Origin of the sequence: Sphingomonas sp. HMP9 (assembly GCF_013374115.1) — a bacterium.
GTDB lineage: Bacteria > Pseudomonadota > Alphaproteobacteria > Sphingomonadales > Sphingomonadaceae > Sphingomonas.
In genome coordinates this window covers 2,173,730-2,186,056 of the sequence record NZ_AP022673.1, presented here as the reverse complement: position 1 = coordinate 2,186,056, position 12,327 = coordinate 2,173,730, and the positions used below count along the sequence as shown (strand labels likewise).

The following is a 12,327-nucleotide window of genomic DNA, read 5'->3' as shown; positions in this document are numbered from 1 at the left end:
TATCCGAGGCGGCTGAAACAGATCAGAAGTTGCTGCAGTGAACGCTTTTGCCCCTATCCTCCAGCGGCTCGATATGGTCGCGGATCCACGCCGTGCCGAAGGCAAGCGCTTCGAGCAACGCTATATCCTCCTGTTTGCGATCTTGGCGATTGTCAGCGGCGCCGACTCCTACCGCGGCATTCATACCTTCGTCCGGGTACATTTGAAGCGTCTGAACACAGCGTTCGGGCTAAGCTGGAAGGCGCCGCCCGCCCGTACGTCAATCCGCTCGATCCTGAGCGGACTTGATACGGCCCATGTCGAGGCAGCGTTCCGGTCACACGCCGCAGATCTGAATGCGGCGAGCGTGCTTCCCCAAGGTCAATGCCGGGTTCTTGCGATCGACGGCAAGGTCTTGTGTCAACGCCGGTCGGATTCCAGGCCAGCGGGGCGGAGTAAAAGCAGGCCATTGTTGATGTGGGCCTGACGAGATGAAGAGGGCCCCGATCGGGGCCCTCTTCATATCGTTGTTGTCGTCGATCAGGTGGTGGTGACCTCGCCTGTTTCGGGGTCGATGATCTCGGTGGCCTGGTTTTGCTCCCTTCTGGCGGCGGAGCGTCGGCGCCCGGCGGACTGCTTCAGCCGGTAGCTGTCGCCGTTCATCGCCAGGATGCTGACGTGGTGGGTGAGCCGATCGAGCAGCGCGCCGGTGAGCCGCTCGCTGCCGAGCACCTGGGTCCAGTCCTCGAACGGCAGGTTGGAGGTGACGATCGTGGAGCCACGCTCGTACCTTTGGGAGAACACCTCGAACAGCAGCTCGGCGCCAGTGGGCGACAGCGGCACATAGCCAAGCTCGTCGATGATCAGCAGCTTCACCGCGGCAAGGTCGCGCTGCATCTTCAGCAGGCGGCGTTCGTCGCGCGCCTCCAGCAGTTGGCTGACGAGTGCGGCCGCGGTCGTGAACGTCACGGTAAAGCCCTTCTGGCAGGCGGCCAAGCCGAGGGCGAGCGCGACGTGCGTCTTGCCCGTGCCGCTATTACCCAGCGCGATGATGTTCTCGCGCCGCAGGACATATTCGCAGCGGGCAAGCTCCAGCACGAGCATCTTGTTGAGGCCCGGGATGGCCGCAAAGTCGAACGTGTCGAAGCTCTTCACAGCTGGGGGTCGGTACATAGAACGGACCCAGATATACGCTCTCATGACTGCCATCTGAGACGCTGGCCAAGTTTACTCCTCCGCTGACGCCAACGCCAGCGACTGTTTGAACCTTGGCGGGTGTGCCGCGGACTCCTGATCGACGACGATTGATCAAGCTCTCATCCGCGGATTGGTCACCGCACTACCCGTATCCGTCGCTGGGCCTATCCTCCGTCTAAGTTCGGGCGTCGGACGAACCTGCCCCACCGTACACCGTGGATTGCCCATCACAGTCGGGTGCCCGCGGCACGCCGGCCAAGGCTATACAGCTGATGCGCTGGCGCCTCCTCTTGTTGTCGCCACTGGCAAATCAGTTGGCCTTCGCAGGCGCCATCCGGCGTGCGATATCCCAGGCATAGCCGACCAGTTCGCGCGCGATCGCGGTCGTTACCTTGGGCTGCGGCTTGCCGGTTGCCGACAATCGACGGAAACGCTGACATAGTCGCACCTGCGCTTTCCAGCCGATAGCTTGAACCTCCTCCGGCAGATCGGCGACGCGTTCCCGGTAACGCCGTTCCTCACGCGCCGGCAGCCGATAGGACCAGCTCGCTTCCACGAGCGTGGTGCGTGCCTGCGCGTTCCCCGCTCGGGTGATGCGGCCGCGATGGGTGCGCGCGCCACTGGAGTGCTCGGACGGGACAAGGCCGACATACGCCATCAGCTGCTTGGGATTATCAAAACGAGTGAGGTCGCCGATTTCGGCCACCAGCGTGGCAGCGCTGACCAGCTTGATGCCACGCAGGGCTTGAAGTCCGCGCACCAGCGGGGCGAAATGCCATGTCGCCACCGCCTCGCCAAGCGCTGACTCGAGACGGATGACACGGGCCTGAGCCTCTAAAACCCGCTTCTGAAGCTCCTCAAACGCCAGCTGCTGATGCGGATAATCAAAGCGCTGTTCGGATAGCCATCGCCAATACATCTTCGTCCATGCAGACCGTCCTCCGAAACGACGATCGTGTCGAAGGAGGAAGCTGCGGACAGTCTGTTTGGCTGCGGTCGCATCGTCCTGCGCACTACGCCGGGCGCGGATCAGGTCACGCACCGCCTCATGTGCCTCATCCGGTACCCAGATCGCCGTCAGTTCCCCCGCCCGCAACAGGCGTGCTAACGTCATCGCATCTCGCCGATCCGTCTTTACGTGGTCGCCCGGCCGCCTCGGCATCATCGACGGCGCGATCACGATGCACGGCTGCCCCAGCTTGATCAGCAAACGTTGTAACCCGTAGCCGCAAGGACCAGCCTCGTAGCAGAAGCTCAGCGTCGCGCCTGGTGTTGCCAGTCGTTTGACCAGTTTCCTGATCTCATCGTCATCGTTGGCTACGGTGCCCACGAAGCGGACCTCACCCCCGCGTTCGCCCTCGGCAACCGCGACCGCGATGGTCGCCTTATGCACATCCAGCCCGATATACTTCGCCACATCCGTCATGACTCGCCTCCGTTGCTGACTACTCCATCGCCAACATCTCAGAGCCGCAAAGGCTTCCCGCAGTCATCGGGTCTAAGCTCCGGCAGGCCGGCTCGGGCGGCGCAAAACACCTGTTTTCGGTCATTCCACACGTACAATGTGCGACAACCAGGGTTTGCCGGCACTTAGCTCGGCGCTGCTTGCAGCAACTGCGAGTAAGAGATCATTGTCCGGATTTCCGAGTCCGACGGGAGAAGTGGCCAATTAGAAGTACGCATCCGGTGAGGACCGCAGGCGCTTGGCATGTATCTGCGATATGATGTTACCTTGCGGAAGATCACCGACATGCGCAGCGCGCGCTCCGAGCCGTTGTTGGTGTAGGGCACGTCGCGCCGGGTCATGAACACGAACAGGTCGGTGCGGCCTCATGAATCCCCTCATTTCAGATTAGCCCGAAGGTTTTTTTGAGGATCTGTTGCTTCTGGATAAGGTGTTCGAACCGGCTGATGAGGGGGCGTAGTCGTACGTCGGGCATGGTGGGCATCAGTTGATAGTACATCACGCCTTGCCGGAACAGGGAGTGCACGCGTCGCTTGGTCGTGCTGGTTCGCAGATGCCGGTCGTAGCCGATGGCTTCGCCTGCGGCTCCGAGCACGGTCAGCAGCACGATAGCAAGAGCGGCGATCAACCACAGCCTGTCGCGCCGGGCTGGCGTTGAGATACGGGTTGCCGACATTCCCATCCCGAACCGCCAGTCTTTGGCATCCCGAAACGAGCACTCGATGCCCCAGCGTCGGGAATAGAGGTCGATCAGGGTCTTTGCCGACGCCGTGATCAGGCTTGTGGCAAGGCACCATGGCTCTTTCATGTCCTTGGCATGCACGCACAACACAGCCCCGACCGGGCAGTCCTGCGCAGTGACGGTCGCCTCGCGCAGCAGCCTGGCGCGCCCCGAGGGGCCGACCCATTCCTTCGCCGGACGGCTCTGGCCTGCGGCCGTCACTTTGATGTTGCCGCGAAATCGGATGACGTAATCGAAGCGCAACTCATCGCGGAGCACCGCGTACAGCTTGGTATCGCCAAAGCCGCGGTCTGCGACCAGAAGCACCTTCACCGCGCTCGGCAGGAGTTCGGCAAGGCGGGTGACGACCCAGTATTCATAGTAGTTGCGCCTCTCCTTTAGCTCCGCTTTGCTCACTGTCAGCCATAACAACGGTGTCGCCCGGCCATGCTCGGTGAGCAACGACACCATCAAGGTCGAGTGACCGTCGGCATCGAACTCGGTCCAGTCCATCGCGACGACGATCTGTGTGCGACTGCCAAGGCAATACACAACCCACCCGGCCATCAGCGCATCGACATCGATCCCGTCATTCGACAGCAACCGGTCCACCTGCTTGATCGCGTGACGCGATAGCCCACCCTGTGCCAGCGCGAGCCCGTGCCCGATGGCACTGACCGCCAGCGACGACGCACGCAGCGTGCCGACCGTCGCATTTGCAAGCGATGTCACCCGCTTCGCGTGCAGATCCTCACCAAAAAGTTCAGCGACAAACGAATGAACCCCATCAGAAGAAAACGCCGCCTGGCCATTCATGAACGTCTGTTCCCCATTCCAACCGGGAAAACAGAATCACCATTCTCGCCCTACGTCATCCGGAAAATGAGGGGATCGGCGAGGAACGCAAGTGGTTGCGGGAACAACGCCGAAACCAATGCGCACATCTGGGCGAAGGACGTCTTGAACCGCGAGAAACTGATCCTGCTTCCCGCGGTCCTCGCGTCCGCCGGCGAGGACGTTCTCCAGACCTACAGGGAACGCATGTTCCAGTTCGACCATGCCGAACTCGAGAAGGGCCTCGGTGACATCGTCCCGGACGTGATCCTCACGACGGAGGATGGCAGGCAGGTGCTGGTAGAGGTGATGGTGACGCATGCCTGCGGTCCGGAAAAGATCGCCAAGCTGCGTGACAGAGGGCTCGCGACCCTTGAGATAGACCTTTTCAGATGGCGCAAAAGCAGCGACAGGCACGAAATCGAACAGGCGCTCGTGAAGGGCGCGCCGCGCGAGTGGCTCTTCAACCGAAAGGCGGACGAGGCCCAGGCACGTCTCGCAACCACGATCGCGGAACGGGCGGCGAGCGCGGCGAAGAAGGCGGTCGAGGCGCAGGCCCGGGCGGAGGCTGCAGATAGGCTGCGCGAGGCGCAGGCACGGCGCAGACGCGAGGATGACGCCGATCTGATCGTCCAGATCGTCGCAGGCATTCAAACAGGTGTTGCCGCAACCGGCGACCACGACGCGATCGCCAAGCGGGGACTGCTGGGTCTTCTGGTGGAGGACCAGAACGCCATGGGGTTCACCGTCGTCAACGAGCACTGGCAGGCCGCGATCATCGAGCGGATGATCGAAGTTCCCGTCGACGAATTCGAACTGCCGGAGTTCGACGTGTCGAGCGTACTGAGAAGCATCGATGACTGCGTCGCCGCGGACATGCCTGAAGCTCTGGCGCTCGACGTACGGGCCGCGCTGCCCCTGGAACTGCGCAGCCTCGATCTACCGAAGAACGCCGTACGGTCCTTCCTCGACCATCTCTGCGATCACGATGTGCTGCGGTCCGACCGGTTCGGCATGTTCACGCTTCCGAAGGACCGGATTGCGGCGGTCGAGAATGCCCATGCTGCATGGCAGATCAAGGACCGTCGCCGCCGCTCGTCGGAGTCCACGATCGACGTGATCGTGGACTCCGTCCCAGTCGAGGAGCACGGCGAGTTCTCTCTCGCATCATGGCGGACAGCACCCATTCCAGGCTTCGATCTCACTCTCGAAGAGCTGATCGAGAGCGACAAGTCGACCTGGGAACCGTTCGAAACCGCCCTGTCGGCGATCCGCGGCATGGTCGAAGGTGGAACCTGGGTCCGCCAGACGCTGGGTCTGCCCCTTCAAGGCGAGCTCGCTCGAGCAGGACACCGCGTAGCGCAAGAGAAGGAGCGCGAGGCAGCAGAACGCGAGGCGTCCATCACCCGTTCGGCCACCGCATTGCTGGGGACGGATGGACCGGCATGGGCCACCACGTCGGGCGCGGCGGGCCGCGCGCCGACCCAACTGGCACGCGACGGCGCAGCCGGCCTGACCGAGGCTCTCCGCGTCGTCGACGTTCATCACTTCGCGCTCGCGGCGGCTGCTGCCGCGGACAGACTTGCGACCGGCTATCGGCAACAACTCCTGGCCGATGCCGAGAAGGGGCTGGATCAGGCCACCGCGAAATCGTTCATGAAGTATCACGACGCCGCGCTTGGAATGTCTCCTTGGGCGATCTGCAAAGACGCGGCTGGCCTTCGCAGAGCGCGTATCGAGCTCGCCAAATGGGTCGGTCGCGAACGGAAGAAGCACAATCGTCGCTAATCGGTGACGCAGATGGCGACTGCTCGCGGTATCCGACGTTCGGCGGCGCTACCGACCACGAGCCGGATCCATCGAGGGCAGCCGGAACGTCTTCCCTTCTACAGTGTGCCTGCCCCCGAGGCGAACGCGGTCGGAACCACGCGGAGTGCGACACCGATCCCGTCCGCGTATCTCAATCGAGCTTTTCCAGTATCCTATCAACCAGCGACTTCGCCGCGATCCGATTGACCGAACACTGGTAGATGAGGTCGATCATCTCCTGGTAGATGGCACGCCTCTCGTCGGGCAGGCGATCAAGGGGCGAGGGCGGTTGTTCGGTGCCGCAGATCGCCACCAGCCGCTCGCGCTGGCGAACGCTGCGCTCGCGCATCGTCTCGCTCGCGGGATGGTGCATGTCAGCCGCGAGGGCCGTCCTCTCGACCCTCGCCACCGCCTTCTCCAGCGTCGCCGAGAGTTCGACGAGTGCCTGGTCGCCCAGAGCGCCCTGTTCCAGAACGTCGAGCTGCTCGTCCACGGCGGCGGCCTGGGTCTCGAACGCGCGCGTGCGTTGACGATCAGCCGAACTCGAGCGGCACCTCCTCGCTATGTCCCGGGCGACCGGGGAGAGATGGTTCAACAAGTTCGCATAATGGCCGTTCTGCTCGAAGTTGTCGCGGCGGCCGTTGGGGAGGATCTTCGGATCGAGCACGTGGACTTCGCCGACCGTCCACGAACTGAACCGAGCTTCGGGGAAGATCTCCTCCAGCAGAGACGAACCGCCGATCTGAAGGTCTCCAACGCGGGCCCGCAGGCCCTTGATCCGCGCCGCCGACGGGATGGCGCCATCATAATCGTGATGTGCCACCCAGCCGAGCGCGGCAAGTCCACCGTCCATCCCGGGTATCTCGAAGGTGGACAGCTCCCGCAGACGGATGTCGGATCTCAAACCGGCCGGAGTGTCGTCCCGGTAGGGACGTCGGAGCGGAGCGCCGTCGTTGACCGTTATCGTCAGCGGAGGCGTGGAACGGTGGGGCGCGAGGAAGGCCTCGATGTCACGACCCAGCGAGAACTCCTCGGCGAATGGCACCGGCGTGACCTGAGCGAGATAGTCGGCGACGGTTTCGGCCCGCAGAAGGCGATCGTCACCCTGTCGCACCACGCCCGCAAGTTCGACCTCGAAGAACCGGGGCGGGAAATCACCCGACGCATTCGTGACGGATGTGATCTCGGTGACGAAGTCGCCGAGACCCACGACGCTCTGGCTCTTGATGCCGGTCCGCAGACGGCGACAGTCCCAGATCATCTCCCTCACCGGCTCTTCGGGTGTCGAACGTGACCGGAAGATCAGGCGCTGTGCGTATGCCAGACCGCCAAGACGGCCGACACCGCGGAACCCGCGGGCCATCGAGCCGCGCTTCGTGCTGGCCCCGATGGCACGCATGCGTCCCTCGAACTGATCAGCCGGTATTCCCATGCCGTTGTCACGGATCCGGATGGATCGTGCCCCCGGTTCCAACTGGATCTCGACGGTCCCGGCGTCAGCGTCGCCAAGAACGCCTGCGGCTCGGGCGTCGTCGATCGAGTCCGCCGCGTTCTGCACGTACTCGCGGAACACGGTCAGCGGCTCGACGTACATCGCGCTGGATATCAGCTCCAGCAGATCCTTGCCGACCACCGCGGGCGCGCCCTGCGGTGCATCGTCCTCGGTCTGCCTGATCTTGACCTGAGACACGCTCATGCGGCCACCTGGTGCGCAAGGGCAATCCGCTGCGGTGCGGCATCGAACATCGTGGCGAGCACGGCCTCATCCTCGTAGTCCAGACCGGCATCCTCGACCCTTTCGTCCTCTGGAAGGGTCTGGTCGGCCGTGATCTCGCCGCGCGTGAGGGCCTTCTGCCTGGCCCAGATGTCGAAGAGTTCGTCCTTCGGCTTGGGAATGTAGAATGGCAGCACACGGCGGACCGCAGCCGTCGTCGCGAAATTGCCCAGCGTGTGGAAATGACGCGGATCGGTCGATGAGAGAAGGGCGAGCAGCTCCCTGCAACCATGCTCGTCGAGTTTGGCCATGGCGCTGCGGTACTGGGCAAGCTCCTCCTGCCCGCCGAAGCGTTCGTACCAATGACGGTTGAAGATGAAATCGTGGGGTAGCATCAGGATTCGCTCGTAGTCCGCCGCCGTGTTCCCGAAGGCCTGCTTGAAGAAGCTGGGCTCGCCGCTGACGATGCCGTGGGTCGCCTGCAGGATGATCTGCATCGATCGAAGCTGGTACCTCGACCACTTCTCGCCGATGTGCCCCCGGTCCGGCCGATCGGTCGGCTGATACCGCATGGGGAAAGACCAGATCCTCACACCGAGCTCCTCGTTCAGCGTGACGTTCAGTCGCATTCGCTCGAACAGATCGTCGGGGCCGTCATGGAAGTTGTACAGCATGTAGTTGGACAACTCGTTCAGCCCATGGTCGTGGGCGTATCTGACCGCCTTCTCGTAGGGCTTCTTCACCCCGAGATGGTCGAACGCGATCCGCAGCGGCTTCAGGCAGATGGACGACAGCTCCTTCAGGTACATCGGATCCTTGCAGAGGATGCGTGCGTCGACGCCCTGATTGAAGTCCACGCGGCGCTGCACGGGTACCCGCGACCCCGGCCGAAGCAGCTTGGCGCCCGGCACGAAGCCGAGGTCGCGTATCTCGGCGATGATATCCTTGAACCGCGCGCTGGCGACGACGTTGTTGTCCATGAGGATGAGGTCCTTCTTCGGACCGTACTTGTCGTCGATCGCGCGGACGAGATCGCTCAGCGACTCCACGTCACGCTGCATGCCCTCGAGCTTCGGCACGCCGCAGAAGTGGCATTTCCGAATGCAGCCGCGTGACGTGTACGCGAAATACGCATCGCGGACGGGGTACTTGTACTCGATCTGGTCCAGGATGCTGTAGTCTGGCACCATGTCCTCGATCGGTCGACCCGTCACGTCGTCGGAGTAGAGCTCCTCGGCGAAGTCATCGAGCTGAAGCGATACCGCGGGCGGCTGGCTCAGCAGACCCTTGATGAACCTGACACCCTGCCAGCGGCGCTCCTTGAGGAAGCGTTCGTGCATCAGGGACGCGGCGATGCCGCCGACAAAGACCTTGTCCGCCTGGCCGTTCGCGACCTTCAACGCGTAGTCGATGCTCGTCGCGATCTTCGGGTATTCGAACGAGAACAGCGTGGTCACGTAGATGCGGTCCCACGCCTGCGACATGACGGACGGATCCTCACCCTTCACGAAGGTGATGTTATCGTTCTTGCCGTCGGGGCCGTGGTACTGTGCGATCTTCATGAGGCCCAGGGGAGGGTACTTGTTCTTGTACCCGGGCTCGATCAGCAGGATGCGCTTGTTAGCCATTCTGCACCAACTTCATCTTGCTCTTCCTTCTTGCGTCGCGCAGCAGGAGTGCGGCAGTCGCCGCTCCCTTCTCACCGCCCAGCCCGGCGAACGATCCCGACGATGACCAGTCGAAGCCGTCCGCGAAGTCGGACAACTCCGCCATGAAATAGTCCCGGTTGGCGCTGGCGCCGGCCTCCGCGATCAGATCGCCGGCAAGGTCCATGAGCGCATACACGCCAACCCCCTTGCTCACGAGGTGGGTGCGCGGTTTCGACCAGGCCTCGCGCAGCACCACCGACACCGCGACCCAGAAGTCGATGACCAGCCGCGCCGCGGTCTCGGCCGGAACCTTGCGCAGTATGTCGGATCGGGTGAGAAACCTGCGGGCAGCCTTCTGCATCGTCCGGAGAGAAGCGCGCCGCGTCAGTCCCGACGTCGACGATCCCCCGAAATCGAGCGCTCTGAACCATGGCGATGCAGCATCGTTGGTCAGGCACAGGGCAATGAACAATTCGGGTCTCTCCGAAGCGAGATCGCTGCACATCTGCGCATCCTGATAGTCCAGGAGGCTCTTGCTCAGGCCCTTGGCCTTGCCGTTGATGACGCCGAAGATCTGGGTCTCCTCGACGACGCTCAGGCCCTCGAAGCACATGAAGGGCAGTTCGACGTCGCATTCGCCGAGATGGCCGAGACGATGCTGGCAGTCGACCTGGGACAGCACCCGGCCGGCGGCGGGATCGATCTCCAGCACGGCGTTCCGGCCATCATGCTCGACTATGCGCCACCCCAGCGTCTCGGATGGCCGCAGATTGAACGTCAGCGGAATCGTCGCGCTTCCCGGCGTCTGGATGTACCGGCGAAAATCAAGGCTGTGGGCCGAATTGAACCGACGTTGGTAACCCCGGCCGGCCTCCTCGTCGAGAATGTCGGCCCAGCTGAGCGACTTCAGGAGGCGCGACGAGGCAAACCCCAGAAGAACCCTCCGATTGGCCGATCGACCGATATGGCATTCCAGCCTGTGCATCATCCGCCTCGCCAAGTTGCATTCCACCGCTGCAGATTCCGCAGTGAAATGTGCCGTTAGCAGACCAGGTCGGCAAGATCGATTTCTAAATCGCGGTCAATGGCAAAAATGCATCGGCTCGGCGGGTCGGGGAGCGCCGCTGTCTAGCCACCCAGCAACTCTTTCAGCTTCTTGGTGCGCCGTTCGATCTCCTTGAGTTCGAACCGCATCTTGTCGCGGACCGCCTTGGTCGCCTCGCGCATGTCGTCCTCGCTGTCGTTCTGGACGATCCACTGGCGGAAACGTCGCAGCTTCGCCAACGACACGTTGTCGCCGCCCGCCACGGACGCGGTCTCGTACGCGTCCTCGAACCCGACGATGCCCTGGACATAGCGTTTGAGGTTCTTGGGGTTGCCGCCGCAGATGACGGCGAGCTTGGTACGTACCTCTATCGCGCGGGGGATGACGCCTGCATCGACGTGCGACACGAAAACGTCGTCCAGCTCAGGGTGGAGTTCGCGGGCCTTGGAAATCTTGCGGCTCTTAAGATACTCGTCGAAATAGCTCCAGTGATCACGAGCGGCGACCTTCTTGTCGAGCATGAACCGGAACACCCGAACGAGCTGCTCGGCTTCCGATTTGCGTATGCTGAGATCCTCCGCCACCGCGTCAATCTCCAGGGCCTGCTCCGTGATCCGCCGGTGAATGAAGCCCGCCTTCTCGAACGGTGCCCAGTCGGTCTTTCCCTTGACGTGATACTGGCCGAGCAGGGTGAAGATCAGCTGCTCGTCCATGTCCGCCGGGAGCACGGTGCATCGGACGCGACCCCAGCGTATCGGCTCCTTGCCAGCCAGATGGCGGTAGGCCGCCAGACGACTGTTGCCCTCCAGAACCACCATGTCCCCATCACGTACGATCAGAGGATCGATCAGCCCCCCGTTGGCGACTATGTCATCCTTGAGCACGTGAACGTGATCGTGCTCCAACAGCTTCTCGAGAATGAGCTGCTGGTCGGGCTCATGTCCATCGGACCGCACGAGCGAATATATGCGGGGGTTGTCGGCATAGAAGCGGAGCTTCGACTGCTCGATGTCCCGGGTGACGGTCGGTATGTCGTTGCCGCGGAGGGTGATGACGCCGCTATGTGAACTACTGCTCATGATTTCCCGCGCCGAGTATCTGCCCTACGAGCTTGCCAAAATCGTAGTCCGCCAGCGAGTTGTACTGCGCGGCGTTAATATCCGATTGCACAACCTGCGCGGCGAGCCTTTTGGCCGCGAGCAGCGAGTCCACCCACTCGTCGACGGTTCCAGTGCCCACGAGGTTCCAGACCTTGCAGGTCTGGGTCTGCGAGATGCGGTGGATGCGGTCCTGTGCCTGAAGGTAGTCGTCGAGGCTGAAGGACCTGTCGTAGAACACGGCATGGTTCGCGACGGTCAGCGTGAGCCCCTCCTTCGCCGCACCTGGGGTCGCGACGAGGATCTTCACCCTAGGATCGGTCTTGAACGAGGCGACTGCCTGGTTGCGCGCCTCCATGTCCAGCGATCCGTGAACGAGGACGGCGGCATGGCGACCGAGATGCACGGCCAGCGCGGTCGCGTTGGCGACGAAGCTGGTCCAGACGATGACCTTCGATCCCTCCGCGACGGCGGTGTCCACGATGCGGTCGAGGACGGACAACTTGCCGGGCGCCTCTTCGTACCCCGCATCGACAAGTCGTGGGTTGGACGCCACCTGCACCAGTCGAAGGAGACGTTTGAGGATCGCCTCCGCATCGTCCTCGACCAGACCGTCTTCGGTCAGGACTTCGGCTCGGGTCCGATCACGGAAATCCGCGTAGAGCGCCGCCTGCCGCGGTTCGAGTTCGACCGCCACGTTCTCGATGATCTTGTCAGGCAGCTGGATCCCGGCCGTCGCCTTGGTCTCGCGGACCGTGAATGACGCAATACGTTCAAACACTCCCGCGAGCTTCGTCTCGAACGCCGCCCGCTTGGT

10 protein-coding genes and 1 pseudogene are annotated in these 12,327 nt (G+C 62.8%); 2 read left to right on the top strand and 9 right to left on the bottom strand.

Features of this window, described 5'->3' with window-relative positions; genetic code table 11:
- The first annotated feature begins 37 nt into the window (after positions 1-37).
- Complete coding sequence (locus HMP09_RS09680; RefSeq protein WP_176500190.1) at positions 38-466, top strand: transposase family protein; 429 nt, start codon at positions 38-40, stop codon at positions 464-466.
- 53 nt (positions 467-519) lie between these two features.
- On the opposite strand, the pseudogene istB reads toward HMP09_RS09680, so the two are convergent.
- The 4 genes and pseudogenes from istB to HMP09_RS09660 all read right to left on the bottom strand — a co-directional run.
- Positions 520-1,146, bottom strand: a pseudogene (istB, locus tag HMP09_RS09675) (IS21-like element helper ATPase IstB); the annotation flags it as partial.
- Between the two features lie 340 nt (positions 1,147-1,486).
- On the bottom strand, positions 1,487-2,602 hold the full coding sequence (locus HMP09_RS09670) for an IS110 family transposase (RefSeq protein WP_176500188.1): 1,116 nt from the start codon (positions 2,600-2,602) through the stop codon (positions 1,487-1,489).
- 164 nt (positions 2,603-2,766) lie between these two features.
- Complete coding sequence (locus HMP09_RS18680; protein WP_176500187.1) at positions 2,767-2,982, bottom strand: hypothetical protein; 216 nt, start codon at positions 2,980-2,982, stop codon at positions 2,767-2,769.
- A 41-nt stretch (positions 2,983-3,023) separates the two neighbouring features.
- On the bottom strand, positions 3,024-4,178 hold the full coding sequence (locus HMP09_RS09660; RefSeq protein ID WP_176500186.1) for an IS4 family transposase: 1,155 nt from the start codon (positions 4,176-4,178) through the stop codon (positions 3,024-3,026).
- On the opposite strand from HMP09_RS09660, the gene HMP09_RS09655 reads away from it, so the two are divergent.
- Complete coding sequence (locus tag HMP09_RS09655) at positions 4,104-5,984, top strand: hypothetical protein (protein ID WP_176500185.1); 1,881 nt, start codon at positions 4,104-4,106, stop codon at positions 5,982-5,984. The genes HMP09_RS09660 and HMP09_RS09655 overlap by 75 nt on opposite strands.
- A 172-nt stretch (positions 5,985-6,156) precedes the next feature.
- Here the strand turns inward: HMP09_RS09655 and HMP09_RS09650 are convergent, their stop codons facing one another.
- From HMP09_RS09650 to HMP09_RS09630, 5 genes are all read right to left on the bottom strand, one after another.
- On the bottom strand, positions 6,157-7,701 hold the full coding sequence (locus HMP09_RS09650; RefSeq protein WP_176500184.1) for an ATP-binding protein: 1,545 nt from the start codon (positions 7,699-7,701) through the stop codon (positions 6,157-6,159).
- Entirely contained in the window at positions 7,698-9,347 is a 1,650-nt protein-coding gene (locus HMP09_RS09645; protein WP_176500183.1) for a radical SAM protein, read from the bottom strand. Before HMP09_RS09645 ends, HMP09_RS09650 begins: the two co-directional genes overlap by 4 nt.
- Complete coding sequence (locus tag HMP09_RS09640) at positions 9,340-10,356, bottom strand: DGQHR domain-containing protein (protein ID WP_232090165.1); 1,017 nt, start codon at positions 10,354-10,356, stop codon at positions 9,340-9,342. The genes HMP09_RS09645 and HMP09_RS09640 overlap by 8 nt, the downstream gene beginning before the upstream one ends.
- Before the next feature lie 140 nt (positions 10,357-10,496).
- A complete protein-coding gene (locus HMP09_RS09635) occupies positions 10,497-11,492 on the bottom strand; it encodes a ParB N-terminal domain-containing protein (RefSeq protein ID WP_176500182.1) in 996 nt (331 codons plus the stop codon).
- Complete coding sequence (locus tag HMP09_RS09630) at positions 11,482-12,291, bottom strand: helicase-related protein (protein WP_176500181.1); 810 nt, start codon at positions 12,289-12,291, stop codon at positions 11,482-11,484. Before HMP09_RS09630 ends, HMP09_RS09635 begins: the two co-directional genes overlap by 11 nt.
- Positions 12,292-12,327: the final 36 nt, after the last annotated feature.